General features: G+C 62.3%; 28 protein-coding genes and 1 pseudogene. 5 read left to right on the top strand and 24 right to left on the bottom strand.

Features of this window, described 5'->3' with window-relative positions; all coding sequences use genetic code 11:
- Positions 1-179 precede the first annotated feature (179 nt).
- The 3 genes from AC56QX_RS08495 to glmM form a co-directional block, all read right to left on the bottom strand.
- On the bottom strand, positions 180-962 hold the full coding sequence (locus tag AC56QX_RS08495; protein ID WP_497115199.1) for an outer membrane protein: 783 nt from the start codon (positions 960-962) through the stop codon (positions 180-182).
- Between the two features lie 240 nt (positions 963-1,202).
- The gene (locus AC56QX_RS08490; RefSeq protein WP_497115197.1) at positions 1,203-2,039 is read right to left on the bottom strand and encodes an outer membrane protein; all 837 of its coding nucleotides are present in this window, start codon (positions 2,037-2,039) and stop codon (positions 1,203-1,205) included.
- Positions 2,040-2,292: 253 nt separating this feature from the next.
- Positions 2,293-3,645 carry a phosphoglucosamine mutase gene (glmM, locus tag AC56QX_RS08485; protein ID WP_023777672.1) on the bottom strand — a complete coding sequence of 451 codons (1,353 nt, stop codon included), beginning with the start codon at positions 3,643-3,645 and terminating at the stop codon, positions 2,293-2,295.
- 366 nt (positions 3,646-4,011) lie between these two features.
- Here glmM and AC56QX_RS08480 point away from each other — a divergent pair, with 366 nt between their 5' ends.
- Positions 4,012-4,851, top strand: a complete 840-nt coding sequence (locus AC56QX_RS08480) for a hypothetical protein (RefSeq protein WP_497115195.1) — start codon at positions 4,012-4,014, stop codon at positions 4,849-4,851.
- A 299-nt stretch (positions 4,852-5,150) separates the two neighbouring features.
- Positions 5,151-5,609, top strand: a complete 459-nt coding sequence (locus tag AC56QX_RS08475) for a hypothetical protein (protein ID WP_497115193.1) — start codon at positions 5,151-5,153, stop codon at positions 5,607-5,609.
- Between the two features lie 96 nt (positions 5,610-5,705).
- Here AC56QX_RS08475 and ftsH read toward each other — a convergent pair whose 3' ends face one another.
- The 9 genes from ftsH to ybgC form a co-directional block, all read right to left on the bottom strand.
- On the bottom strand, positions 5,706-7,634 hold the full coding sequence (gene ftsH / locus AC56QX_RS08470) for an ATP-dependent zinc metalloprotease FtsH (RefSeq protein ID WP_497115191.1): 1,929 nt from the start codon (positions 7,632-7,634) through the stop codon (positions 5,706-5,708).
- 123 nt (positions 7,635-7,757) lie between these two features.
- The gene (gene tilS / locus AC56QX_RS08465) at positions 7,758-9,152 is read right to left on the bottom strand and encodes a tRNA lysidine(34) synthetase TilS (protein WP_497115189.1); all 1,395 of its coding nucleotides are present in this window, start codon (positions 9,150-9,152) and stop codon (positions 7,758-7,760) included.
- Positions 9,152-10,267: a tol-pal system protein YbgF gene (ybgF, locus tag AC56QX_RS08460; protein WP_497115187.1), complete on the bottom strand. Its 1,116-nt coding sequence runs from the start codon at positions 10,265-10,267 to the stop codon at positions 9,152-9,154. The genes tilS and ybgF overlap by 1 nt, the downstream gene beginning before the upstream one ends.
- 180 nt (positions 10,268-10,447) lie before the next feature.
- Positions 10,448-10,954 carry a peptidoglycan-associated lipoprotein Pal gene (gene pal / locus AC56QX_RS08455; protein ID WP_477444640.1) on the bottom strand — a complete coding sequence of 169 codons (507 nt, stop codon included), beginning with the start codon at positions 10,952-10,954 and terminating at the stop codon, positions 10,448-10,450.
- Positions 10,955-11,213: 259 nt separating this feature from the next.
- Complete coding sequence (tolB, locus tag AC56QX_RS08450) at positions 11,214-12,524, bottom strand: Tol-Pal system beta propeller repeat protein TolB (protein ID WP_475456314.1); 1,311 nt, start codon at positions 12,522-12,524, stop codon at positions 11,214-11,216.
- Between the two features lie 39 nt (positions 12,525-12,563).
- The gene (gene tolA, locus AC56QX_RS08445) at positions 12,564-13,721 is read right to left on the bottom strand and encodes a cell envelope integrity protein TolA (RefSeq protein ID WP_497115184.1); all 1,158 of its coding nucleotides are present in this window, start codon (positions 13,719-13,721) and stop codon (positions 12,564-12,566) included.
- Between the two features lie 7 nt (positions 13,722-13,728).
- Positions 13,729-14,181 carry a protein TolR gene (tolR, locus tag AC56QX_RS08440; RefSeq protein WP_027141797.1) on the bottom strand — a complete coding sequence of 151 codons (453 nt, stop codon included), beginning with the start codon at positions 14,179-14,181 and terminating at the stop codon, positions 13,729-13,731.
- Between the two features lie 11 nt (positions 14,182-14,192).
- Positions 14,193-14,903: a protein TolQ gene (gene tolQ, locus AC56QX_RS08435; RefSeq protein WP_475456308.1), complete on the bottom strand. Its 711-nt coding sequence runs from the start codon at positions 14,901-14,903 to the stop codon at positions 14,193-14,195.
- A 268-nt stretch (positions 14,904-15,171) separates the two neighbouring features.
- Positions 15,172-15,654 carry a tol-pal system-associated acyl-CoA thioesterase gene (ybgC, locus tag AC56QX_RS08430; RefSeq protein WP_497115182.1) on the bottom strand — a complete coding sequence of 161 codons (483 nt, stop codon included), beginning with the start codon at positions 15,652-15,654 and terminating at the stop codon, positions 15,172-15,174.
- A 179-nt stretch (positions 15,655-15,833) separates the two neighbouring features.
- Between ybgC and AC56QX_RS08425 the strand changes: the two genes are divergently transcribed.
- A complete protein-coding gene (locus AC56QX_RS08425) occupies positions 15,834-17,084 on the top strand; it encodes a glycoside hydrolase family 5 protein (RefSeq protein ID WP_497115180.1) in 1,251 nt (416 codons plus the stop codon).
- A gap of 87 nt (positions 17,085-17,171) precedes the next feature.
- On the opposite strand, the gene AC56QX_RS08420 is transcribed toward AC56QX_RS08425, so the two are convergent.
- From AC56QX_RS08420 to AC56QX_RS08385, 8 genes are all read right to left on the bottom strand, one after another.
- The gene (locus tag AC56QX_RS08420; RefSeq protein WP_497115178.1) at positions 17,172-18,068 is read right to left on the bottom strand and encodes a metallophosphoesterase; all 897 of its coding nucleotides are present in this window, start codon (positions 18,066-18,068) and stop codon (positions 17,172-17,174) included.
- 160 nt (positions 18,069-18,228) lie between these two features.
- Complete coding sequence (gene ruvB, locus AC56QX_RS08415) at positions 18,229-19,266, bottom strand: Holliday junction branch migration DNA helicase RuvB (protein WP_023811851.1); 1,038 nt, start codon at positions 19,264-19,266, stop codon at positions 18,229-18,231.
- Between the two features lie 43 nt (positions 19,267-19,309).
- Entirely contained in the window at positions 19,310-19,930 is a 621-nt protein-coding gene (gene ruvA, locus AC56QX_RS08410; protein WP_497115176.1) for a Holliday junction branch migration protein RuvA, read from the bottom strand.
- Positions 19,931-19,957: 27 nt separating this feature from the next.
- Positions 19,958-20,377, bottom strand: a complete 420-nt coding sequence (locus tag AC56QX_RS08405) for a type II toxin-antitoxin system VapC family toxin (RefSeq protein WP_477221705.1) — start codon at positions 20,375-20,377, stop codon at positions 19,958-19,960.
- Complete coding sequence (locus tag AC56QX_RS08400) at positions 20,355-20,624, bottom strand: AbrB/MazE/SpoVT family DNA-binding domain-containing protein (RefSeq protein WP_497115174.1); 270 nt, start codon at positions 20,622-20,624, stop codon at positions 20,355-20,357. Before AC56QX_RS08400 ends, AC56QX_RS08405 begins: the two co-directional genes overlap by 23 nt.
- A 56-nt stretch (positions 20,625-20,680) precedes the next feature.
- Complete coding sequence (ruvC, locus tag AC56QX_RS08395; RefSeq protein ID WP_497115172.1) at positions 20,681-21,190, bottom strand: crossover junction endodeoxyribonuclease RuvC; 510 nt, start codon at positions 21,188-21,190, stop codon at positions 20,681-20,683.
- Positions 21,191-21,286: 96 nt separating this feature from the next.
- Positions 21,287-21,820, bottom strand: coding sequence for a protease adaptor protein RcdA (gene rcdA, locus AC56QX_RS08390; protein WP_497115171.1), 534 nt, complete (start codon positions 21,818-21,820; stop codon positions 21,287-21,289).
- A 382-nt stretch (positions 21,821-22,202) separates the two neighbouring features.
- Entirely contained in the window at positions 22,203-22,583 is a 381-nt protein-coding gene (locus AC56QX_RS08385; RefSeq protein ID WP_497115169.1) for a hypothetical protein, read from the bottom strand.
- A 331-nt stretch (positions 22,584-22,914) separates the two neighbouring features.
- On the opposite strand from AC56QX_RS08385, the gene AC56QX_RS08380 reads away from it, so the two are divergent.
- Positions 22,915-23,466, top strand: coding sequence for a DUF2269 family protein (locus AC56QX_RS08380; protein WP_497115168.1), 552 nt, complete (start codon positions 22,915-22,917; stop codon positions 23,464-23,466).
- Positions 23,467-23,507: 41 nt separating this feature from the next.
- Here AC56QX_RS08380 and AC56QX_RS08375 read toward each other — a convergent pair whose 3' ends face one another.
- The 4 genes and pseudogenes from AC56QX_RS08375 to AC56QX_RS08360 all read right to left on the bottom strand — a co-directional run bounded on the left by AC56QX_RS08375 (position 23,508) and on the right by AC56QX_RS08360 (position 25,226).
- Positions 23,508-24,278, bottom strand: a complete 771-nt coding sequence (locus AC56QX_RS08375) for a sulfite exporter TauE/SafE family protein (RefSeq protein WP_497115166.1) — start codon at positions 24,276-24,278, stop codon at positions 23,508-23,510.
- 115 nt (positions 24,279-24,393) lie between these two features.
- On the bottom strand, positions 24,394-24,588 hold the full coding sequence (locus AC56QX_RS08370) for a hypothetical protein (RefSeq protein WP_497115164.1): 195 nt from the start codon (positions 24,586-24,588) through the stop codon (positions 24,394-24,396).
- A pseudogene (locus AC56QX_RS08365) lies at positions 24,533-24,706 on the bottom strand (SAM-dependent methyltransferase); the annotation flags it as partial. The pseudogene AC56QX_RS08365 and the gene AC56QX_RS08370, both read right to left, overlap by 56 nt.
- A gap of 67 nt (positions 24,707-24,773) precedes the next feature.
- Positions 24,774-25,226, bottom strand: coding sequence for an Lrp/AsnC family transcriptional regulator (locus tag AC56QX_RS08360; RefSeq protein ID WP_497115162.1), 453 nt, complete (start codon positions 25,224-25,226; stop codon positions 24,774-24,776).
- Between the two features lie 132 nt (positions 25,227-25,358).
- On the opposite strand from AC56QX_RS08360, the gene AC56QX_RS08355 reads away from it, so the two are divergent.
- The gene (locus AC56QX_RS08355; protein ID WP_497115161.1) at positions 25,359-26,264 is read left to right on the top strand and encodes a DMT family transporter; all 906 of its coding nucleotides are present in this window, start codon (positions 25,359-25,361) and stop codon (positions 26,262-26,264) included.
- Positions 26,265-26,312: the final 48 nt, after the last annotated feature.

Here is a 26,312-nt window from a genome sequence, read left to right as displayed (position 1 = left end):
GGCCCCTCGTTGGGGAGGGGTGGCCCACGGACGACGATATGCGTTCAGGCTTCGGGCGTCAAGAGGAAAGTTTATGTCGCTGCCGGGATACCGGCGAATCCGTGATCAGGATCGCGTGATTTCAAACGCAAACGGCGGACCTGAGGGATCCGCCGCCAAAGTCCCGATTTGTCCCAAGCCTACCAGAGATCGTAGCGCAGCCCGACCTTGACCTGGTGATTGCTGATTCCCTTTTTGACCGGAAAGGAAGTCAGGCTTTCGGCCGTGACATACTTCGCGCTCGGGGCGGAAAAATACTGATAGCCCAGGTCAACGGAAACATTCTTCGTCACCTGGTAGGCAAGGCCCGCATTCAGCGTATAGGCGAGGGAGTATTGTGTCGCATTGTCCTCCAGCTTGAAACTGTTGGCCGGGACATTGTTGTCCGTGTAAGTCGCCGAAAGCTTCCGCGAACTGCGGACAAAACCGATGCCGGCGCCAACATAAGGCGTGATTCCGACATATGTCCCGAGATCGACATAGCCATTGAGTATCCCCGAGAACGCATAATTCTTCAGCGATCCCGATCCCTGGGTCGACAATGTCGGCAGTGCGACGACCGCTGAATCGTCATAGCCGAAGCTGGCCTTGTTACCCGGCAAATAGCCGAAGTTGAGATCGGCACGGAGGTAATCGTTGAAATGATATCCGAAGCCGACGCTCGCAAAAACTGCGTCTTCGCTCTCACTAAAGTTTTCGTTGTTGATGGTTGACGGGAAGGTGAAATCCCCATTTTTGAAGGTCTTCTGCACCAGATAGGAGACGTCGCCGCGCAGATACCAGCCCGAGCCGACCTCGACCGGCACATAGTCGGGCGCCTGGTCGGCATAGACCGGCGGGTCATAGTCGGCGGCGAATGCGGATGTCAGCGGCAAAAGCCCGAATCCGGCAAGCGCCAGCACAATACGCGATGTGAGTGTCATGGTCCCGACTCCCGGATTTGGCGACACCTGCAATGAACGCGGCAGCCATCGTTTCAAGGAGCATTGTTAACCATAGTGGTTAAGTCACGGTTAAGGCTAACAGAGCGTTAGCGAATTCATTCCAGCTAATGCATGTCGCCCTGAATTGACCTGCTTTCCACGCACTTCATTGGCGACAGCTCAAACGAAAACCGCCCGGTCATGCCGGGCGGTTCGCGTATATTCTGGGCAGTGAAGTTCTTACTTGGTGTAGACCGGCTCAGGTTCGGGCTGGTAGGCAACCACCGGCGCAGCGCATCCATTGTTGCCGCCGAACTGATAGCGCAGGCCGCCGCGCACCTCGTGGGTGTTGATGCCGCGGTCGAAGCCAGGACCCGCGCTGCTCGCATCCCATTCGAACATGCGGCCGCCCTGGATATGGGAGAAGCGATAGCCCGCATCGAGGATGATCTTGTCGGTCAGGCAGTAGGAGGCACCGGCCATCAGAGCGTAAGCGAAGCGCCAGTTGGATGCTCCCGGGTTGGTCTCGGCGGTGTTCGGGTCGTAGACGGTATCCCACTTCACCCGCGCGCCACCGATACCGGCGCCGACATAGGGTGTGATGCCATGCCAGGTGCCGATATCGACATAGGCGTTGGCGAGCAGCAACAGGGCGCTCATCTTCGACACTTCGGTCGAGGTCGAGACGAGATCCGAGGTACCGCCGTTGAAGTTCGACTTGAACCAGTAGTCGGCGGTCACGTCAGCGCGCAGATGATCGCTGATCTTGTAGCCGACGCCGCCGCCGAGCGAGAAGCCGCCCTTCAGCTTGGCATAATCGAAGCTTTTGCCACCGACCAGGATATTACCGCAATTGCAGGGATCGAGGCTGTAGGTCGAATAGTCGATGCCGCGAACATCGGACTTGTGGTAATCGATATCGCCACGGATATACCAGCCACCGATGTCAGCCGGCTGCTCGTAAACCGGCGGCGGTGCCTCTTCGACCTGCGGTTCGGGCAGGTCGGCTGCGAAAACTGGCCAGGCCAAGCCCGCGAACAGCAACGCGAACAGGGCCTTTCTTGCTGTATTGAACATGCTTGTCACCCCTAGGAACCCTCGGAACGGCGATCGTGTCCGAATGAGATTGGCTTTCAGGCGTGGATAATGAATTGGAAAAGTTAAAAGGCGTTTAACCCTGTCGATTAACCACGAATCTCTAAAATTCAAAGGATTCGCGGATGATTTCGACAGTCGAGAGGCCGTTTCCCGGCAAACAAAAAAGCCCGCCAGAAGGGCGGGCTTGGATGCAACCGGAGAGCAGCGTGACGCCCCTTGGGCGCGCCAGGGATCAGGCAGCGCTGCGGGTTTCCGAGATGACTTCGACGATGTCGTTGACGACGGCCTCGACCAGCTGCGGATCGTCGCCCTCGGCCATGACACGGATCAGCGGCTCGGTGCCGGACGGACGGATGACCAGCCGCCCGGCCTTGCCGAGACGGTGGCGCGCATCCTCGATGGCGGCCTTGACCGGCGCTTCCTCGAGCGGCTTGCCGCCGGCAATACGGACGTTCTTCAGGAGCTGCGGCACCGGCTCGAACTTCTTCGACAGTTCGCTGACGGGTCGGCCCTGCCGTTTGATGCAGGCCAGCACCTGCAGCGCCGACACGAGACCATCGCCGGTGGTCGAGAAATCCGACAGCACGATGTGGCCCGACTGCTCGCCGCCGACATTGAGCCCATGCGCGCGCATATGCTCCACGACATAGCGGTCGCCGACCTTGGTGCGGTGCAATTGCAACTTCATGTCGCCGAGGAAGCGTTCGAGACCGAGATTGGACATGACCGTCGAAACCACGCCGCCGCCGGCAAGCCGTCCGCTCTGGTGCCAGGACTCGGCGATCAGCGCCATGATCTGGTCGCCATCGACGATCGCGCCATTCTCGTCGACGATCACGACACGGTCGGCATCGCCATCGAGCGCGATACCGATGTCGGCGCGCACTTCGTGCACTTTCTTCTGCAGGCCGGCCGGATGGGTCGAGCCGCATTCCTTGTTGATGTTGAAGCCGTTGGGCTCGACATTGATGGCCACGACTTCGGCGCCGAGCTCCCACAGCGCCTCGGGCGCCACCTTGTAGGCGGCGCCATTGGCGCAATCGACGACGATCCTGAGGCCCGAGAGCGACATCGAGCGCGGCAAGGTGCGCTTGGCGAATTCGATGTAGCGGTCATGCACGCCGTCGACGCGCTTGGCACGGCCAAGCCCGTCGGAATCGGCGAGTGCCAGTTCGATATCCTTGTCGAGCATGCTCTCGATGCGCTCTTCGATCTCGTCGGAGAGCTTGTAGCCGTCCGGACCGAACAGCTTGATGCCATTGTCGTAATAGGGGTTGTGCGAAGCCGAGATCATGACGCCGATATCGGCGCGCAATGAACGCACCAGCATGGCGACGGCCGGCGTCGGGATCGGCCCGAGCAGGAACACATCCATGCCGGCGGCGCAAAGACCGGCCACCATCGCATTCTCGATCATGTAGCCGGAAAGCCTGGTGTCCTTGCCGAGAACGACACGATGGCGGTGGCTGCCACGCTGGAACGAAAGCCCTGCGGCCATACCGACCCGCATAGCGATTTCAGCGGTCATCGGAAACTTGTTGGCGCGCCCGCGGATGCCGTCGGTGCCGAAATAATTTCCTGCCATGCTAGTTAGAGTCCCTAGGGTTCTTTGCCGACATCTCATGCCACAATTGGCCGGTGCGCCATGATCACATTGTGTGATTATATGTTACCAATCCTTAGAAAATCATTGTCGTGCACTGCACACGATAAAGCCGCACTCCAACATGACGGTATGTGGCACTGCAATATACCAGTCCTGCGAGCTATTCGGCGCAGATGCACGCGGAAAATCTTGTTTTTAACCCGGTGAGCGACAACAATTTCATCACCTTATCGGGAGGAGCAAGCTTTGGGCGGTATATACGCCACTTAGCATCTGGCGCAACCGACCGTTGAGCGTTATTGATTCGCAGGGACGTATAATGGGCTGCTGCAACGGAGAAACGCTATGCTCATCCACCGACTTGCCACTTTGACCGGCCTTGCCGTGGCGACGTTGTTCCTGGCCGCGCCAGCCAACGCGTTGACGATGGCCGAGTGCAGCACGAAGTATAACGCCGCCAAGGATGCGGGGACACTTGCCGGGGCGACCTGGAACCAGTTCCGCAAGGCGCAGTGCGGCACCGATGCCGCTGCCACCACGGACACCAAGCCGGCCGACACGAAGAAGGCAGCTGAAACCAAGCCGGCCAAGACCACCAAGGCTGCGGCCGCGGCGGCTGACAGCACGGCCAAGGGCCTGACGGCCAAGGAATGCAGTGCCAAGTACCAAGCGGCGAAAGCTGCTGGCACGCTCAATGGCCAGAAGTGGAACGACTTCCGCAAGGCCGAATGCGCCGCCGGCGCGTCCGCCGCTGCCGATACCACGAAGCCGGCAACCACCAAGGCCGCTGCCGCCGCCGATGGCGGCAAGGGCCTGACCATGGCCGAGTGCAGCACCAAGTACCAGGCTGCCAAGACGGCAAACACGCTGAAGGGCCAAAAGTGGAACGACTTCCGCAAGGCCGAATGCGGCGCCGCCGCCTCGGATGACGACACCGTGCCTGCTCCGAGCGAAGCAAGCTACACCAAGGAGCCGGCAAAGCCGACGACGGTTGCGCCCAAGGGCGTCAAATTCCCGTCCGCGATCTCGGCGAAATATGCCAGCGAGACCCCCGGAAAGGGCCGCATGCACACCTGTCTCGACCAATACTATGTCCTCAAGGACGCCAACGCGCTTGGTGGCCTGAAGTGGATCCAAAAGGGCGGCGGCTTCTACAGCCTGTGCAATGCCAAGCTGAAGGGCTGAGCCACGCATGGTATTCCCCCAGATCGATGAGGCATAAGCCTTTTGAGATCGAATTGAAGTAGACGAAAAGTCTGGCAAGGACCGGCAAAGGCCCGCGATGCATCTGCTTCGCGGGCCTTTTGTTGCGCTCGACGACGCCGCGGCCTTGCCCGCATCTGCATAGCGCGGGAGCTGTCGGCATCATCAATTCGCCCGCACTGTCACCGCCAGGCTTGTAGCTCCCCAAAGATTCTAGTTGAACATACCGGGAACAAACAGTATACAAAAAGACATTAGCTTGTATCAACCAGGAGGATCTTATGCTCAATTTGAAATTGGCGGTATTGGCTGCGACGGCATTGGTTGCTTGGAGCGTCGGCCCTGCAAGTGCACTGACGATGAAGGAATGCGGCGAGACCTATCGGACAGCCAAGGAAGGCGGCACTCTGAACGGCATGGACTGGGCCGCTTTCCGCAAGGAGAAATGCGCGACATCTGCTGCGGAGAGTGTCAGCGCGGATACCGTCGAAACCGCGCCGCAGCCGAAAAAGGAAACCGGCGCGGCGGTCGCCCCCACTTTAGCGCCGGCGGGCGTGACATTCCCGACCACACTCGCCGCCGAGTTCAAGACCGAAAAACCCGCGAAGGCGCGGATGAAGACCTGCCTCCAAGGTTACCACGGCAACAAGGAGGCGGGTACGTTGAACGGCCTTCGCTGGATACAGAAGGGCGGCGGTTATTACAGCCTGTGCAATGCGCGGCTGAAAGCTGAATCATAAAATCGAATACGGCGGATAAAGCGGTTCACCGTTTTTCGCGCATACGATGAGTCGAGATCCCCGGGCTTGTCCCGAGGATCTGCTCTCCGCCCTGGGTTAGCCCTGCGGCTGCGGCTCCATGCCGCCTTCCGGCTCCGGGCCCTTCTTGCGGCGGCCGCCGGACTTCGGCACGGCCGAGCCACGGCTGGGCGGCGTGTCGTCGCCGAGGTCGCGCGAGGGCTTGTTGCCTGCGATCAGCTGCTTGATCTCTTCGCCAGACAGCGTCTCGTATTCGAGCAGGCCCTGCGCCAGCGCGATCCATTCCTTCTTCTTCTTGGTCAGGATGGATTTGGCCGAGACATAGGCCTCGTCGATCAGGCGGCGCACTTCGGCGTCGATGATCTGCGCGGTCTCTTCCGAAATGTTCTGCGTGCGCGCCACCGAATGGCCGAGGAACACCTCTTCCTGGTTGTCGCCATAGGCGACATGGCCGAGCTTGTCGGAGAAGCCCCAGCGCGTGACCATGGCGCGCGCCAGCTTGGTCGCCTGCTCGATGTCGGAGGAAGCACCCGAGGTGATGTTCTCCTTGCCGAACTTGAACTCCTCGGCGACGCGACCGCCCATCATGATGGCGAGGCGCGAGATCATGTACTTGTAGCTCATCGAATAGCGGTCGCCTTCCGGCAACTGCATGACCATGCCGAGCGCGCGGCCACGCGGAATGATGGTGGCCTTGTGCAGCGGGTCAGCCGACGGCACGTTGAGCGCCAGGATGGCGTGGCCGGCCTCGTGATAGGCGGTCAGCTCCTTTTCGGCCTGGGTCATGGCCGACGAGCGACGCTCGGCGCCCATCATGATCTTGTCCTTGGCGTCCTCGAACTCGGCCATGGTGACGAGGCGCTTGTTGCGCCGCGCCGCCATCAGCGCCGATTCGTTGACCAGGTTCATCAGGTCGGCGCCGGAGAAGCCCGGCGTACCGCGCGCAACGACCTTGAGGTCGACATTGGGCGCCAGCGGCACGTTGCGCACATGCACCTTGAGGATCTTCTCGCGGCCGACGATGTCGGGGTTCGGTACCACCACCTGGCGGTCGAAACGGCCCGGACGCAACAGCGCAGGATCGAGCACGTCGGGACGATTGGTCGCCGCGATCAGGATGATGCTTTCGTTGGATTCGAAGCCGTCCATCTCGACCAGCAGCTGGTTCAGCGTCTGCTCGCGCTCGTCATTGCCGCCACCGAGGCCGGCGCCGCGATGGCGGCCGACGGCGTCGATTTCATCGATGAAGATGATGCAGGGCGCATTCTTCTTGGCTTGGTCGAACATGTCACGCACACGGGACGCGCCGACGCCGACAAACATCTCGACGAAGTCCGAACCCGAAATGGTGAAGAACGGCACATTGGCTTCGCCGGCGACCGAGCGGGCGAGCAGCGTCTTACCGGTGCCGGGAGGGCCGACCAGCAGCACGCCGCGCGGAATCTTGCCGCCGAGGCGCTGGAACTTTTGCGGGTCGCGCAGGAACTCGACGATCTCTTCCAGATCTTCCTTGGCTTCATCGACGCCGGCGACATCCTGGAAGGTGACGCGGCCGTGCGCCTCCGTCAGAAGCTTGGCCTTCGACTTGCCGAAACCCATGGCGCGCCCGGATCCGGATTGCATCTGGCGCATGAAGAATATCCAGACGCCGAGGATGAGGATCATCGGCAGCCACGAGACCAAATAGCCGAACAGCGAATTGGAACCGTCGGTTTCAGGCCGCGCATTGATGGTGACGTTCTTGTCCTGCAGCCGCGAGACCAGCTGCGGATCGCCGGGCGAATAGGTCTGGAAGCCGGTGGAATTGTCGGTGTAGGTGCCGGTGATGCGGGCGCCCGCAATGGTCACCGTCTTGACCCGGCCGGCCGCGACGTCCTGCAGGAACTGCGAATAAGGCACATCGCTCGAAGCCCCGCGCGTCTGCGGCGTCTGGAACAGATTGAAAAGAGCGATGAGCAGGACCGCTATGATCGCCCAGAGCGCGAGGTTGCGATAGTTCGGATTCATCAATTGTCCCGTTGGCGTCCGCGGACGGACAGCATCATGAGAGGAAACTTGGGCCTAACATAGGGAGAGCGCCTCCCCTTGCCAAGCAGAACAGCACGTCTGGGTTAAGCTTTCGACCAACCATCAATCGGCACTGTGGCCGCGCAATGGCGGAGGGGGAAGCGGCGACGCGCCGATCAACCCCTCGACGGCCTGCGCCGGCGCCAGATCGAAGGACGGCAGGAAGCGGGCAAAAGGCGACACGACCGGCCGCACCACGAACCCTGGCGACCCTCGCTCGCCCTGCTGCAAGCCAGGGGTTTCAAAGGCTTGCTGGGATGTCGGTTCCGCAGCCAACGCGGCACGCATCAGGCTTGCCGGGGTTTCTCCGTCATCAATCGCCAGGCGCTTCGCTGCGGTCGCACCCAGCGGAGCGATCAACAATGCGTCTGAACTGGCGTTCAATGTGATGTGGCGGCGGCCATCCCAGATGGTGTTGTCGACAGCAGCAGTGGCGAGCGGCAAACCCCGCGCCTCACGGCGCAGGAAGATGCCGGCGCGCCGGCAATCAACCACGGTCCGCGACAATGTGGCGCAAAGAAATCCGCCCTTCAGCCGATCGAACAACGCCTCGCTGCGTGCCTGATCCGGAAGAAAGGCAGCGCCTCCGGCGGTGGCGAGCAAAATACGCAACGCGTAGATGGCCGCCTGATCGTCGCCGGCCGAAAGCAGGCGCGGGTCGAGGCGGATGAGACCGGTGGCCGGCTGGCTGGCGAGGCGATGGATCAGATCGGCGGCGCCGGCGCCAAGCTGACTGCGCTCGACGGCGGCCTGGCTGGCGAGCAGCAGCCTGCCCTCGATGGACTCGACACTTTCACCGGCAAGCGCGGCGCGCACGCGCGGCCGCTCGAAGGCCTCGTCGATATTGGTCGGATCATCGGCCCAACCGACATGTTCCCGCCGCAGGAATTCGCGAAGTGCTGAGCGCCGCGTGCCCAGAAGCGGGCGAACGATCCACTCGCGCCAGTCATAGAGGGTGGCCGGCGCCATGCCGGCAAGCCCGCGGCCTGCGACTCCGGCGAACTCTCGGCCCTCACCCCGCGCCTGCCGCATCAGCACCGTCTCGGCCTGGTCGTCGGCGGTATGGCCGGTGACGATCAGGCCGATGCCTTCCGCGCGCGCCGCTTCGGCCAGCAGCCGGTAGCGCGCTTCCCGCGCCGCCGCCGGCAGACCGCTCGATGGCTTGCTTCCGGCCCAGGCCAGGGTGCGGTGGGCAATGCCGCGCTCAGCGCAAAGCTTCGCCACGGTCTGGGCTTCGGCCGCCGAACCTTGCCGCAGGCCATGGTCAACCGTCACGGCCAGCAGCTTCGCTGACGGTGCGGTTCGGTCGAGATGCAGTTTGAGAAGGAGAAGCAGGGCGGTCGAGTCGCTGCCGCCGGACACGGCCGCAACGGCACCGTGGGTAAAATCGATGTGCGAAAAAAGACTCTTCGTTTTGGAAAGAAGGCTGGTCGAAAGATCAGGCTCGGTCGCGAGCATTAGCAGGCAGCCAGAGCCTTCTCCTGCTTGACGCGTTCCTTGAGTGCACTGGAGATATCGGGGTAGCGCTTGCCGACCTCGCTGAAGGTGGCGCAGGCGACATCGTGCTGCTTGAGTCCGACCAGCGACACGCCAAGCTTCAAGAGCATGTCGGGTGCCTTCTTGGCCTTCGGGTAGTCCTTGCTGGCGGCGAGGAAGACCTCGGCCGCGTCGCGGTATTTCTGCTGTCCAAGCAGCGATTCACCCAGCCAGTAATGCGCGTCCGCCGTCTTGGCATCTTTGGGGAAGCGCGAGATATGATCACGAAAACCCTGTTCGGCGGTGCTGTAATCGCCCGACAGGATAAACTGATAGGAATTGCGGTAGAGTTCTTCCGGGTCCTTGGTGGAAGGCAGCGCCGCGACGATCGTGCCATTGGACTTGCCGGCCTTGGCCGGAGCGCCGGTGGCCGGGGCGGTATCTTGCGCCGGGGCGGTTGCCTGGGTGTTGCCGCCGGCATCGATCACATTGCCGTTCTTGTCGACGGTGATCGAGCCAAAGGTCTTTTCCGGCGCTCCCGTGCCGGGGATCACCTTGCCGGGGTCGCCATCGGGTGATTCGACGATGACATCCTCGACCGTCTTGCCGCCGCTCGACTGATCGCTGCCAGTAGCGGCGCCGGAATCAGCCGGCGCCTGGGTTGCCGGGGCCGCGGCCACGTCGGTGTTGGTGTCGGTGGTTGCGTCGGACTTCTTCTTTGGTGCCGCCGGTGCCTGTCCGCCCTGCGAGCCGCCTTCCAGCTGCTGGAAGCGGAACTCGTTGTCTTCCTGCTGCTTGCGGATCTGCTCCTGCATCTGCAGGACCTGGAAATTGAGTTCCTCGATCTTGCCGTTCATCTGCCTCAGCTGGTCTTCCAGACTTGTGACGGCAGTAGGATCGGACTGCACCATCTGGACCTGATCCGGCTTCTTCTTTTCACCGAAAAGGCTGGGCAGCTCGAGGCTGGGCAGATGGAAGGAAAAGCCGCTGTCGGTTGATTGCCCTGTGCCGCTGGCCGCCAGGCCGCTAGCCGGGGCGGTGACGCCTGATAGGAGCAGCAGCGCAAGCGTGCCGCTCAGAACCGATCTCAAATGCATGTGCCTCTCGCCGTGTGTCGTTAGTCTGTTTCGCGCCTTCCAACCAGAGTGGGACCAGCCAAGCGCCCTCGGCTCATAGCAGGGCGCGAGACTTCGGCCAAATTTTGTTTCAGGTGTCCGGATATGAAAAAGGCGGCCCCGAGGGCCGCCTTTCGCAAAGCTGTGTTGTATTTTTGCCGATCAAGAACCGGCGCCGCTGAGCGTGGTGACCGCGCGGCGATTCTGCGACCAGCAGGAGATGTCGTCGCAGACCGCGACCGGACGCTCCTTGCCATAGGAAATGGTCTTCAGCCGGCTGGAAGCGACGCCCTTGGAGACCAGGAAGTCGCGGGTAGCGGCGGCGCGGCGGGCACCGAGCGCCAGATTGTATTCGCGTGTGCCGCGCTCGTCTGCATGGCCTTCGACGACGATGGCATACTGCTTGTACTGGTTCAGCCACTGCGCCTGGCGCGCAAGCGTCTGCTGTGCGTCAGCCCGGATCGAGGTCGAGTCCGTATCGAAGAAGATGCGGTCGCCGATATTGACGGTGAAGTCCTGCGCCGAACCGGGCGTTGCAGCACCGGCACCATTGAGGCCAAGGTCAGCGGCGTTGTTTGGCGTCTTCTTCGAGGCGCAACCGGTGATGGCGAGCAACGCCACCAGCGCGATCATGGCCGGGTTTCTGGTAAGTGCTGCGATACGGCCCATGCCGCCTCTCCTTCGTATTTCGAGTGATCGTATTCGAGTGATTTCGTTGATCACCCAGTAACCACGTTTGGGTTAACCGGCATTCAAGAAACACGGTTAAAATTTGGTTTAGGCCGGTTTAGGTTGCCCGTCCGCAACCTCTTGATCCGAAGCCACAGTTGGCGCGGACCCTAGGCGGAAATGCGGCCAAAACGCGACCAATGCATGGAAAAGGGGCCGAAACGGCCCCTTTTCAGCATGTGTGGCAATTCGGCCGAACCTATTCCAACAGTGGCGACCAGGCCGGGTCCGAGGCGAAGTTCGCGGTCGGGATCGGCTGCTCATTGCGGCCGGTGAGGTCGACGGAAACCAATTTCGGGCCACCAGCGGAATCACGGAAGAACATCAGCACGCGGCCGTTCGGCGCCCAGGTCGGTCCTTCCTGCTGGAAGCCGGACGACAGGATGCGCTCGCCCGAGCCGTCGGTCTTCATGACGCCGATCTGGAATTCACCGCCGGTCTGCTTGGTGAAGGCGATGAGATCGCCGCGCGGCGACCACACCGGCGTCGAATAGACGCCGTCGCCGAAGGAGATGCGGGTCTGGCCCGAGCCGTCGGCGCCCATGACATAGATCTGCGCACGGCCGCCGCGGTCGGAGGTAAACACCACCTTGCTGCCGTCGGGCGAATAGGAAGGCGAGGTGTCGATGGCGGTCGAGTTGGTCAGCCGCGTCGTCGAGCGGCTGCGCAGGTCCATGGCGAAGATGTTGGAATTGCCGTCGTCGCGCAGCAGGCTCATGATCACCTTCTGGCCGTCGGGCGAGAAGCGCGGCGCAAACGTCATGCCGGGGAAATTGCCGACCAGTTCGCGCTGCCCGGTCTCGATCTGCAGGAGATAGACCCGCGGCTGGCCGCTTTCGTAGGACATGTAAGTGATTTCCTGCCGGTTCGGCGAGAAACGCGGGGTCAACACGATCGACTTGCCATCCGAGAGGTAGCGGACGTTGGCGCCATCCTGGTCCATGATGGCCAGGCGCTTCTTGCGCGCATTCTTGGCGCCGGACTCGTCGATGAAGACGACACGCGTGTCGAAATAGCCCTTCTCGCCCGTCAGCCGCTCATAGATCGCGTCGGCGATGATGTGGGCGACGCGGCGCTGATTGGCGTCGTTGGCGAAGAACTGCTCGCCCGCCATCTGCTGTCCGGCGAAAGTGTCCCAAAGCCGGTACTGCGCACGGATGCGCCCGTCTGCTTCCTTGCTGACGCTGCCGGTGACCAGCGCCTGGGCGTTGATGACTTTCCAGTCGTCGAAGCGAGGGGCGGCGTCCGGGTTCGTTATCTTTTCGATGAAGGCGCTCTTGTCGATCGGCGCGAACAGCCCGGAGCGCTTCAGATCAGCGGTGACGATCTGGGAAATCTGGGCGCCAAGCGCATCGCCGCCCTGGAAATCCGTGATGGCGATCGGCAGCGGCTCGACATTGCCCTTGTTGACGTTGAGCTCGACGAGCGCCAGCGCCGGCAGCGTGCCGGCAGCAGTCATGCCCATCGCCATTGCTGCGATCATCAGGAGCGGCTTGAGGATTGATTTCATGTCTTCTCGCTTCTCATACTGATTTTCGGATGTCAGGGCCTAGAGGCCCAGCATCTCCCTTGGATCGAAGGTGACCCGGATGTCGTTCCAGATGTCCTGCTTGCCGGCAGGAACCTGCAGGCCGGCCACGTCGCATTTCTGAACCGCGCGCACCGCGCTTTCATCGAACTGCCGGTTGCCGCTCGACTTTTCGACGGACGGGCGACCGTCGAGCTTGCCGGAGTTGTCCAGGTTGAAGCGCACGACGACGACGAAATTCTCCGAACCTTCCAGCCCGACCGGCAAGGTCCAGCAACCGCCCAACTGGCTCTCCAGGGCGCCCTGCTCGGACTTCGAAAGCTTCTGGCCCTGATCCTTGTCGCCACCGAGCGACGCCTGCTGCGTCGAGCGCTTGGCGCCGCCGCCGGATGGCTTCTGCTTGTCGAGGAGAGCGGAAATCTCGGCGGCGTTGAACTGCTTGTCGTCGGATTTCGGCTTCGACGAAGCGTCCTTGACCGGCTTGTCGGCATCCTTGCGGTCCGGCGCCTTGGCGCTTTCGGCTTGTGCTGGCTGCGGCTTCGGCCGCGCTTCCGGCGCGGGCGCCGAGCTCGGCAATTGCGTCTCTTCGGTCGGCGGGTCCTTCGCTATCGCCTCGGCGACGGCATCCGGCTTGACTTCGGGCGTCGGATCTATTGCCGCGGTCTTGTCCTGCGGCGGCGGGGTCGGCGCCGGCTTGGCCGGCGTCGGCTTGGGCTCGGTCTGCTTGACCGGCTCGGGCTTGACCTCTTCCTTGGGTGTCGGGGCAGGTGCCACTTCCGTCGCCGGAATGGGCTTCGGCTTTTCCTGCGGCTTCGGCACGTCCTCGGTCTTCGGCGTTTCCTTGGGGGTCGGCGCGGGTGGCGGAGCCGATGTGGTGTCGACCGGCTTCGGCTTGGCTTCAGGCGTTATCGGCTTGTCGGTGTCGACGCTGTTTTCGCCAACCTTCTGCGCAACCGGCACGACATCGGGACGCTGCGTCGGCAGCGGCGCCGGCTTCTCATGCATCACCGCCTTCTTGTCGCCCTGCAGCGTCTGCGCAATGGCTTCCATCGGCACGATATCGACCGCGACCGACTCGACATCGGCGGACGGAAGCGCGGCCGGCGCCGACAGGGTGAACAGGCCGAAGGCCAGCACCGCCGTATGCAAGATCACCGATGTGGTGAGGCCGGTCTTCATCTCGCGTCTATTGATCCTGTTCCTGCAATGAAACCAGGCCGATATTCTTGTAGCCAGCGGCCGAAATGCGGGCCATGACCTTCATCGCGGTGCCATAGTCGGTGGACTTGTCGCCACGGATGAAGATGCGCTCTTCATAGCCGGTCTTCGAAATCGCCTGCAGCTTGGCCACCAGCTCCTCGATCGGGATCTCGGTTTCCTGCAGAAAGATCTTGCCCGTGGCATCGATCGAGACCGTGATCGGCTGCGTGTCGGCATTCATCGCCTTGGCCTGCGTATCGGGCAGGTCGATCGGTACGCCGACCGTCAGCATGGGTGCGGCGACCATGAAGATGATCAGCAGCACCAACATGACGTCGACCATCGGCGTGACGTTGATCTCCGACATCAGCGCGTGGTGACGGCCGCGCCGCCGGTGGCCGCGCCCGCCGCGTCCCCCCATGCCTACGGACATACCCATCTCGTTACTCCTCAGGCCTTCGGCGCGACTTTTTCATCGATTTGGCGCGAGAGTATGGCGGAGAACTCGTCGGAGAACCCTTCCATGCGCACAGCGATCTTGCTCGCATCCGATGACAGCTTGTTATAGGCGATGACGGCCGGGATGGCGGCGAGCAGGCCGATGGCCGTCGCCAGCAGCGCTTCGGCGATGCCGGGCGCAACCACAGCAAGGCTGGTGTTCTTGGAGCCGGCAATCGCCTGGAACGAGGTCATGATGCCGATGACCGTGCCGAACAGGCCGATGAAAGGGGCTGCCGAGCCGGTGGTGGCGAGGAAGCCGAGGCGCCCCTCCAGCTTCTCCATCTCGCGGGTCAACGCCAGGTCCATGGCCTTGTCGATGCGGGTCTGCAGCCCGAGCGGCGTCTTGGCGCCCTTCTCGAAGCTCTTCTTCCACTCGCGCATGGCGGCGACGAAAATGGCGCCCATGCCGCTGGTTTTGCGGTCAGCAAGCGTACGGTAGAGCTCCTCCAGCGACTGTCCGGACCAGAAGACCTGCTCGAAGCGGTTCAGCGCCAACCGCATGCGGCCATAGGCAACCAGCTTGTCGATGATGATCGCCCAGGTCCAGACCGAGGCGCAGAGCAAGCCGATCATGACCAGCTTGACCACCCAGCTGGCCTGCATGAACAGCGCCCAAATCGACAATTGCGCGCCCGGGTCGGCGAGTGCGATATTTTCCATCGTTACGTCCTTAAGATTTCCGGGCGAAGCTGGCGGCTGGCCCCTGGCATCCCTTGTGGTCGGTTCGCACGAAGCTACCGGACACCCCAAACCGTGCCGTTAGCGGCCTTTTCAGGGCAAATATTGGTGAAAGGAAGGCGCTGGATAGCGCCAATCTTCACCAATCTCTTCATGAACCGTTATGGTTAAGGATGGGTTAGTGAATATGGCGCGGCGCATTGCCGCGCCCGGTTAGGGAGCAGGCACAATCGCCTACGGCGTAATTCGCCTAATCGGCCGTCGGCAGTGCCTTGGGCATAAAGGCTGCCACCCATTCCTTGGGAAAGCGCCTCGGCCGGCCATTCTCGCCGATGATCGCCGCCTCGACCTTGGCCTCGACCAGCACCTCGTCGCCGCGTTTGAGCTGCTGCGCCATGAAGATGCGCGCGCCGGAAATGCTGTCGGTGCGGGTGTCGACGGTCAGGATGTCGTCGATGCGCGCGGGGCTGCGGAAGTCGATCTCCATGCGGCGCACCACCCACACGATCTTCTCGCCATGCTTGCCGTCGGCGAGTTCCGTGTGATGCACGCCGGTGAGCCTGAGATAGTCGGAGCGGCCGCGTTCGAGGAATTCGAGATAGCGCGCGTGATAGACGACGCCCGAGAAATCGGTGTCGGCATAGTAGACCCGCGCCATCAGCCGGTGGCCGAACGCCGTCAGCGCGCCGGAAAGCCCGGCCAGCAGCGTCGCCGATTCACCATGATCGTCCATTGCGCTTCCTTTTTCGGTCTCGACGAGGCACCTGTCCCCACGTGACCTAGAGCATGATCCCGAAAAGTGGGAACCGGTTTTCTCGGACAAACGGTTTCCGTTTGTCCAAAGATCATGCTCCAGCAAAGAAATAGATCAGGATGACGGTTAAACCAAACGCCATCCTGATCTAACATCGGATGGCACTGTTGACGGCGATGATCAAGAGTTTGATGGCGGCGCTGCTTGTGCTGGTGGCCTGCACGCTAGCCTGCCAGGCGGCGACCTTCTCGATGAAGCGCGGCCTCAATCTCGATCAGTGGGTCACCTGGCCAGGCGAGGATCAGTGGGGCGACGCCAAGGCCATCCTGCCCTTTCCGGAATGGCGAAAGTTCCTCAAGGAGGACGATCTCACAGCGCTCAAGCAAGCAGGCTTCGATTTCCTGCGCATGCCTGTCGACCCTTCGCCCTTCCTGTCCGGCCGGACCGAGGCCTTGCGTGACGACCTCTATGCCAGCGTGCTCGACTCGGTGCGCATGATCAACCGCGCCGGGCTGAAGGTGATCGTCGACATGCACCTGATCCCGGCCGGCGGCAGCCGCAAGATCGGCATGGCGCAAGTGATGGACGGCCCGCATATCTTCGACCGCTACGTCGACATGGTGCGCAAGATGGGTCGCACTTTGGCCGGCGAGGATCCCCAAAAGGTCGCCTTCGAACTGATGAACGAACCGATCGTCGACTGCGACAGCGACGGCACCAGCCTGTGGCCGGACCGCCAGCAGAAATTGTTCGCCGCGGCGCGTTCCTCTGCGCCAAAACTAACGCTGGTGCTGACCGGCGCCTGCTATTCCGCCGCCTCGTCGCTGGAAAAGATCGATCCCAAGGCGATCCCCGACGACAATGTCATCTGGACCTTTCACTCCTACGATCCGTTCCTGCTGACCCACCAGGGCGCGACCTGGGCCGGCGACTTTATCCCCTATGTGACCGGCCTGCCCTATCCGCTGACCGCGGTGCCGAAGGCGCAGCTCGACGTGACGCTCGACACGATCCGCGCCCGGATCAAGGCCGAGGCGCCCTGGACACGGCAGAGCGGCATGCTTGCCTATCTCGATGAACAGGTCGCCAGCATGGACAGCCCTGACAAACTGCGTGGCCTGATGGATGCGCCGTTCACGAAAATTGACGCATGGGCGAAGGCCAACGGCATCAAGCCGGAAAACATCACGCTGGGCGAGTTCGGCATGATCCGCCAGGAATACGGCAATGCCTATGTGATGCCGGCCGAATACCGCGCCGCCTATGTCAAGGATATGGCCGCCCGCGCCGAGGCACACGGCTTCTCATGGTCGGTGTGGAGCTATGGCGGCGCCTTCGGCATCGTCGACGCCTTCAATGGCGACAAGGCCGAGCCTGACGTGATGGACGTGATCAGGTCACTTCACTGAGGCCGGGCATGATCCCGAAAAGTGGATCCGGGTTTTCTCGGACAAACGATTTCCGTTTGTCCAGAGATCATGCCCAGATGTAAGATTCTAGCCGAGATCGATCTGCAGGATCTCCGGCCGCACGCCGAAACGCACAGGCATGATGCTAAAGCCGAGCCCTCCTGAGACGATAAGATTGCGATCGTTCTCGACGACATGGCCATAGGCGTAGCGATTGCCGAAACGCGACGGCACGACGGGCGAATAGCCGAACAGCCGCACCTGTCCGCCATGGGTGTGGCCCGACAGGGTCAGCGAAACCCGCCACGGCACGGTGGCAAAAATGTCAGGCTCATGGGCGAGCAGTATGACAGGCGCGGTGTCGCTGACCTTGGCCAGTGTGCCGTCGAGATCGTCCAACCCCGTCAATCCCGGGCGCTCCTCGGTCGGCAACAGGGCCTGCTGGTCGGCCAGCCCGGCGAGCCACACGCCGTGCCCATCCTTCTCCAGGCGCACGACATCGTTCTCCAGCACCGGGATGCCGACCTTCTCCAAGGCCTTGCGCGCTATGGTTGGGCCGACTCCGGCCCGCTGCGCGAAGCCGTCGTGCCACCAGTCATGGTTGCCAAGGATCGACAGCACGCCGAGCGGGGCCTTGAGGCCCGACAGAGCGGACGCCCATTGCGATGGCGTCACCCCGCCTGTCACCAGGCGCATGCCGGCAATATAGTCGCCAAGCAGAACGATCACATCCGGCTGCAGGGCATTGGCATCCTGGACAAGCGAGGCGATCCGCTCCGGTGTCATCCACGGCCGGCAGGCATGGATATCCGCAAGGGCCACAACGCGCAGCTTCAAGCCATCAGGCCAATGCGGCGGCGTCAGCGCATAGCGCTTCACATGCGTCAAAAGCATCGGCTCGATGCCGACCGCATAGGCGCCGAGCGCGGCGGCCGCCACGAACGACCCGCCGATGAAGCGCAGGAACCCGCGTCTGGTTATCATTCTAGGGCTCCGGCAGGTGGATCGCGGCGGCATGCCGCGAGACAGCGCCGATAAAATCCACGATTGCGCCGGCAAATCGACAAAGACGAGCAGATTCTGCGCAAGACGTTCACGGATGCTTGATCACCGGTCTGGGCACCCACGCCTGATCGCTTGGCGGCTATTCTTCCTGGAACAGGTTGATCTGCTGCTGCGCCAGATCCTTCGGCGCGTCGAGGCCGAGATGGCGCCAGGCATTGGCCGTCAGCATGCGACCGCGCGGCGTGCGCTGGATGAAACCTTGCTGGATCAGATAGGGCTCGATGATGTCCTCGATGGCGTCGCGCGGCTCGGACAAGCCTGCGGCGATCGTCTCGATGCCGACCGGACCGCCGCCGAAATTGCGCGCGATCATCGAGAGATAGCGGCGGTCGAGCGCGTCCAGGCCGAGCGCGTCGACCTCGAGCCGGGTCAACGCCTCATCGGCGATCTTACGGTCGACATGACCGTCGCCGGCGACCGAGGCAAAATCGCGCACGCGGCGCAACAGTCGGCCGGCAATGCGCGGCGTGCCGCGCGCGCGCCGCGCGATCTCCAGCGCGCCATCGTCGCCAAGCGGCATTTGCAGGATGCGCGCACCGCGCCGTACGATCTGCTCGAGTTCCTCGACCGTGTAGAAGTTGAGCCGCACCGGAATACCGAAACGGTCGCGCAGCGGGTTGGTGAGCAGGCCAAGCCGCGTGGTGGCTGCGACAAGCGTGAAACGGGCAAGGTCGATCTTGACCGAGCGCGCCGCCGGTCCCTCGCCGATGATCAGGTCGAGCTGGAAATCCTCCATCGCCGGATAGAGGATTTCCTCCACCGCCGGGCTCAGCCGGTGGATCTCGTCGATGAACAGCACGTCGCCTTCTTCGAGATTGGTGAGCAGGGCGGCGAGATCACCAGCCTTGGCGATGACCGGTCCGGAAGTCGAGCGGAAATTGACGCCGAGTTCGCGCGCCATGATCTGCGCCAGCGTCGTCTTGCCCAGCCCCGGCGGCCCGACGAACAGCACATGGTCGAGCGCCTCGTTGCGGCCTTTGGCGGCCTCGATGAACACTTTGAGATTGGCCCGCACCGCGGCCTGGCCGACGAAATCGTCAAGCGTCTGCGGCCGCAAGGTCTGCTCGGCATCCTCGCCGCGTTTTTCCGGCGCAATGAGACGGGGCGACAGGCTCATGCTGCCTTCCTCGCATAGGGCAGGGAAACGGACAAGCGAGCCCTCACCGCGCCAGTTCCTTCAGCCCGAAGCGGATCAGCTTCGAGGCGTCGGCATCCTCGCCCGCTGTCTTCAGCGCCGCGGCTATCGCGTTGGCAGCGGTGTCGCGCGAATAGCCGAGATTGACCAAAGCCGAGACAGCGTCGGTGATTGGCGCTGATGCCACGCCCTCACCGAGTTCCTGCTTTAGCCCGATGGTGCCAGAGGCAGAGCCCGCATAGGCCGGCGCCTTGTTCTTCAACTCGGTGACGATGCGCTCGGCCACTTTCTTGCCGACCCCGGGCGCGCGGGAAACCATGGCGATGTCGCGCAACGCAATCGCATTGGCTAGGTCGGCTGGCGCCAGCGTCGACAGGATGGCGAGCGCCACTTTGGCGCCGACCCCCGGCACGTTGTTCATCAGCAACCGGAACCACTCGCGCTCAAGCTGCGACTGGAAGCCGTAGAGGCGCAGCATGTCCTCGCGCACATAGGTCTCGATGAACAGCACCACCACTTCGCCGGGCGAAGGCAGCGCCGCCAGCGTGCGCGCCGAGCAATAGGCGACATAGCCGACGCCATGAATGTCGACGAGACAATGATCCTCGTCGATCTCGTCCAACGTGCCCTTGAGCTTGCCGATCATGCCAGATCTTTCATGGAAGATGGGCCTTCATGGGTGCGTTTCCGGAGAGATGATGTCGAGGTCGGGGAAGTAACTGCGATAACGCGCGGCGTCGCGTGTCAAAAGACGATGCCCGGCAACAGTCGCATGAGCGCCGATAAAGAAGTCCGGCAAGGTTCGTTCGCGGACACCACCAGCCCGGCGATAGCGGGAATGCGTGACGCCCGCAAGAAACGCTGCGTCCCAAGGTACAAGTTCGCGATCCATCTCAAGCATGTCGACGGCTTTTCGAAGCGCCGTCTCTGTGGAGATCAGCGGCGCGAGCTCGGACCAGATGATTGTGTTTAGCACCAAGGCACCATCGCGGCGGCAGGAAGCGATCGCCGACGCCGACCATTCTTTCAGCGGTCCCGCTGGTCCCCAAACGTCGATCAGGACATTTGTGTCAATCAACGTCGAGATCTTCACGCGGCCCCCTCAACCACTCCATGTACTGATCGGTGGTCATGCCTCCCAGATCCAACGTTCCCTCCATCCGGTCAAGGACATCGTTGAACCTGCGCAATTTCTCCTCCTGGGAGAGATTCTCGTTGACGGCAACCAGCTGAACGCCCCCGTCGGTGGCCACGAATTCCACCTCGGAACCCGGACCGATGCCCAGATGGTCCCTTATCGGCTTGGGGATCGTAACTTGCCCCTTGGTGGTGACGCGCATGGTAATACCTCTGCGGTATTACTTATCCTCTCAACGTGAACAAGTCAAGAACACCGCTAGCCGGCAAGCGCCATCCGATAGGCCACGCTCTGCCGGTGATGGGCGTGGCAAATCGCAATGGCCAGCGCGTCGGCGGCATGTTCGGTGTCGAAGATCGCTTTGGGCAGCAGCACCTTGACCATCATGTGGATCTGCTTCTTGTCGCCGTGGCCGACGCCGATGACTGCCTTCTTCACCGCATTGGGTGCATATTCGGCAACGACCAGGCCGGCACGCGCCGGCACCAGCATGGCGATGCCGCGCGCCTGGCCGAGCTTCAGCGTCGCCACGGCATCCTTGTTGACAAAGGTCTGTTCGACGGCCGCCTCATGCGGCATTGCCGCATGCAGGACTTCCGCGAGCCCGTCATGCAATTGGCAGAGCCGCGTCGCCAGCGCCGCCTTGTCCTCGGAACGCACGGTGCCGGACGCGATGAAACGCAAGGAATTGCCGAGGCTCTCGACAATGCCCCATCCGGTGCGCCTGAGCCCCGGATCGATGCCAATGATGCGAATCGCGTCCCCCATCCGGTCACTTTACCTCCGGCCGACAGCGATGCCAGCGAAATGTGAACAAACCGGAAACAATGCCCTTGCCGGGCCAGGAGAATCTGGTGGGATTGCCTAGTTGCGGGCGAACGCCGTGTTCAGCAAGCTGATCTGGTCTGAAACCGGATTGGGCCGGCGGCCCATCGGCTGCATATCGACCACAGCGCCGGCGCCGTAGATTTCGTCGTCCATGCGGCGCACAAGTGACTGCAGGCGAAGCGAGCGGTTGACGAGATCGAGGAAATCCTCGGGCAGTTCGGCCCAGCCGGCGGCTTCGTCATGCGCGGAAGCTGTGTCGAGCCGCACCTTGGACTTTTCCGAAGCGACCTGGTCGCGGGTCATTTCGCCGGAATTGGCCGCACGCTGCAAAAGCAGCCAGGAGGCAACCTGCATCAGCCTGGTCGTCAGCCGCATCGATTCGGCAGCGTAGAGCGTGGCCGCCAGCCGCGACAGTTTCTTGGCCTCGGCGCGGCCCTTGCCGTCGAGATACTCAGCCGCCTGTTCGACCAGCCCCATGCCTTCCTGGTAGAGCGGTTTGAAGGAGTGCGAAAAAACCCGACGCTCCGCCAGCTTCACGGTTTTCGCACTGCCCTTCGAAGGCTCGTTCATTGCTACGCCCCTGCACTTGCAACCGGCCGATTCGGCTCACTGCCGATACATCCGGAACCCTATACGACTGAAGCTTGAAAATGCGCTTTGGCGGGGGTGAAGGCAAGCACATGTTTAACAGAAGGTTAACAGCGGACCGACGCCCGGCGTGCCACCGGAATGGGGACAAAAAAAGAGCCGCGGATAAGGCGGCTCTCAGGAGTTTAACAGGGAGGCGTCAAACAAAGTGGCTCCAACCACTCGGTAAGAATCCAGATCACTGGATGCGCATAGTAAACGCCTGTAAAGCTTAATGAACCTTTAACGGCACCGATGTTTTTCGACCGAACGCCCGATTCCTGTGCCGTAACAGCACAGTCTCAAGACCTCCGATGGCACCAGTTCAGGCCTTTTTCCAGACCACCGGCAGCGCGATGAAGGCAAACAGCAGCATGCCTGCGTAGAAGCCGATCGACGCGATTCCCAACATCGGTTCGATTGCCGGCGTGCCGGCAAGCAGAATGAAGAGGCCGATCATGAGCCCGATTCCGCTGATCGCGGTCAGCCAGAAGTGAACGACGGCGATCGTCTTCTGCCCGACGGCCGGAAACAGGTGATAGAAGAAGGCAAAGACCGCCGACATCAGCCAGCCTGCCACCATGATGTGAGCGTGAGTCGGCATCTGGCCATGGTCTTCGCTGATCGCCATGTGGATGCCGAGCGCCATGCCGCACAAAGCATAGATGATCGCCAGCGTGAAGAAATTCCGTGCTACCCCTTGCATGTCTGTCCCTCGAATTTGCCTTTTCCCGTTTTCGGGAATGGGTTGATCGTCAGGCGATTATAGCCGCCGCCGGGCTCCCGGCGTCGGCGCACTAGCATCGGCAGTGTTTCCAGACGATGTCGCGCCCCCCTGACGCATCCGACAATAGCAGAAAATGAAACCGCGCATCGGCTTGTTGTCGAGAGCCACGCCGATCGAAAACCGCCGAAACAGAACCGGTTTTTTCGCGACATCGTTCCGAAACACGCGCCACGCTAAACGCCCACTCCTCTGACGGCCGGCGCAAATCCGCGCCACCGCAAACCCAACGGAAACATCCCGGGAGCAACCGATGGACTGGTATTCGATCGTCAAATTTCTCCACATCGTCTCAGCCACTTTGTGGGTCGGCGGCGGCTTCGTGCTGTTCCTGCTCGGCGTGCTTGCCGAACGCGCCGGCAACATCGAGGACAAGCTCCAGGCGATGCGTGCCAGCGGACAATTGGGCGGCCGTTTCTTCGCGCCGATGTCGATGCTCACCTTGCTCTTCGGCCTCATCATGTGCGGTGTCTGGGTCGGCTTCTCCGACCTGTGGATCATCATCGGCCTGATCGGCTACGCCACGACCTTCTCGATCGGCATGTTCATCTTCAAGCCGACCGGCGAGCGCATGGGTGCGATGGTGGCCAAGGAGGGCGTCACGCCGGCTGTGCTAGCCATTGGCCAGCGCATGATGAGCGCGGCGCGCTTCGACTATGCGGTGATGCTGGTGATCGTCGCCGACATGGTGCTCAAGCCGACCATGCATGATGTCGGTATCCTCGCCGGCATGGCGCTGGTCATAGCAGTGGGCGCCACGCTGGCCTTTGGCGGCAACCGTCGCCTCGTGCCCAGCGCCGCCTGATCCCACAGACGGTGGGAGCGGCTGAACAGCCGCCTCGCCCGCTACATCAGGCCGGCTAGGCCGTCCCACAGCAGTTTGATGGCAACGACGGCCACGGTCGCGTAGGTGAACGGATAAAAAATCTCGGGCCGCATCCGCCGCACCAGCCAGGCGCCGGCGATGGTCGACAGCGGCGCCAGCGGCATCAGCACCGCGGACGCCGTCAGATTGGCGGTGTCGAACTGGCCGAGCGCGAAATAGGGGATGAGTTTCAGCGCATTGGTGGCGGCAAAGAAGATCGCGGCGGTGCCCGACAGCACCTTGGGATCGAGCCGGATTGGCAAGGCATAGACCTGGAAGGGCGGGCCGCCGACATGGGCGACGAAGCTGGTGAAGCCGGCGACCGTGCCCCAGATCGCGGCAGCCACGCGGTTGGGCTCGGCGGCATGGTCGGAGCCATGGCGGAACTGCAGATAGAGCCAGCGCAGCACGAAGATGATGGCGACCGCACCGACGATGAGCCGCACCGCCTCCTCGGTGACGAGTGCCGCGGTCAGCCAGCCGAGGCCGATGCCAATGACGGCGCCTGGCATCATGTCGACCAGCATCTTGCGGTCGTACACGCCCCACCACGTCCACACCGAGACGATGTCCATCAGGCATAGGATCGGCAGCAGGATGGCGGCCGCCTGCACCGGCGGTATGGTCAGCGCCATCAGCGGCACACCGACGAAACCGACAGCGCCGCCGAATCCGCCCTTGGACAGGCCGACCAGAATAACCGCCGGAATGGCGGCCGCGTAGAACCACGGATCGAGAAGCAGGCCTGACATGGTGAGGGACTGATCTGGAGGGAAGGCGTCAACGCCTGAATAACCCAGAATTGCGCTTCGAGCGACTGTAAATCCGGGCCGGTTGCCGGACACCCGCCAATGTCCGGCTCGTGCCCTAGCGCCGGGCCGAGACCAGCAGGAACATCGGCCGCTCGAGTTCTTCCGCCAGTTCCGGCCTGGCCGCGATCTGTGCGGCTGTCGGACAGAATTCCTCGACATGTCCGATCGCGAAATCCGACCGGATCAGCGCGTCAGCGGCAGAACCAGCCGAAGCCGCAGCCGAGATCGACAATTCGCAAGCCGCCGACATCGGGCAGCATCGCGCGCAGCGCCGGCCATTCGGCAGCACCTTCCAGGCCTTCGACCGACCGGCCAAGCTGGCTGTAGCTGGCGAAGAACTCCGGTTGGTCATAGATATTCTGCGCCATGTCTTCCTCGTCTCTCAGCCCATCATCCATCGGACCTGCAGCGCATTTCCACCACGGCCATACGGAGTCAAGACGATGATGGTGCCCCGAGCGGCGGCGGCCGCCGCCGGATCGGCTGCGCCTTGATGATGGCGGTGCTGGTCTCGGCCTTGTCGGCGATGCGGTCGAGAATGCCGTCGAGGTCGCCGATCGAGCGCACGAACAGCCGGGCGACAAAACAGTCATCACCCGTCACCTTGTCGCATTCGCCGAACTCGGCGATCTCCTCGATCAGCTTCTGGACGATGTGCAGCTTGCCCGGCAAAGGCTTGATGCGCACGATCGCCTGCAGCGTATAGCCGAGCGCCAGCGGATCGATCTCGACGGTGAACGCCCGGATGACGCCGCGCTCCTCGAGCCGCCGGAGCCGCTCCGAAACGCTCGGCGACGACAGTCCGACCTGTGCGGCCAACTCCTTCAGCGAGGTCCGTGCATCCTTCACCAGGATTTCGAGGATTCTTCGGTCGAGATCGTCAAGCATTTCAGATTTCTCGCGAATTCGTAGCATTTTCCTAATATAATTAGGCCATCTTCTCATACGGCCTTTTCTATCAGATGGAAAGCGCCCACGCTGCATGAGATTATGCCGCCTCAACTGACTCAGAGGTCTATCATGAACGATACGGTACGCGGCACGGTCGAAATGTCGGCAGCAATGGCGATCCTGGGCACGATCGGATGGTTCGTCGTCATGTCCGGCCAGCCCATCATGGATGTGGTGTTCTGGCGCTGCGCATTCGGCGCGGTGACGCTGCTCGTCATCTGCGCATCGCTCGGATTGTTGCGCAACAAACTGTCGTTGCGCGTCATCGGCCTCGCCGCGCTTGGCGGTGCCGCCATCGTCATCAACTGGCTGCTGCTGTTCAGCGCTTTTTCACGCGCGTCGATCTCGATCGCCACCGCCGTCTACAACACCCAGCCCTTCATGCTGGTCGGCTTCGGCGCGCTCTTCTTCGCCGAACGCCTGACGCTGACCAAGCTGACATGGCTGGCAATAGCCTTCGCCGGCATGGTGTTGATCGTCGAGGCCGCGCCTGACGCCGGCGATGTCGGCACCAACTATTTTGCCGGCATCCTCATGGCGCTGGCGGCGGCCTTCTTCTGGGCCGTCGCGGCCATCGCCACCAAGAAGCTCAAGGGCACGCCGCCGCATCTGATCGCGCTCATCCAGGTCTGCGTCGGTGTCGTCATGCTGGCGCCCTTCGCCAGTCTGTCGCATCTTCCGGCCGACCCATGGAGCTGGGCCATGCTGGCGACGCTCGGCATCGTCCACACCGGCCTGATGTACATATTGATGTACGGCGCCATCCAGAAGTTGCCGACGCATCTGCAGGGATCGCTGTCCTTCATCTATCCGGTCGTCGCCATCCTGGTCGATGTCACAGCCTTCGGCCATCGGCTGCATCTCAGCCAGATCGTCGGTGCCGCTTTGATCCTGACGGCGGCGGCCGGCATGAATCTCGGCTGGACCTTGTGGAAGTCGAAACCGTCCGCCGTGAGCCCTGAGCCGGTCAAGTAGGGCAGCACACCGGCCACCCGGCGGTCCAGAAACGCGATCCCGACTGCC

The sequence above is a fragment of the Mesorhizobium sp. RCAM 06353 genome (genome assembly GCF_059683585.1).
The sequence above is the reverse complement of the archived record's forward strand: the minus strand, read 5'-3'. Positions and strand labels throughout refer to the sequence as shown.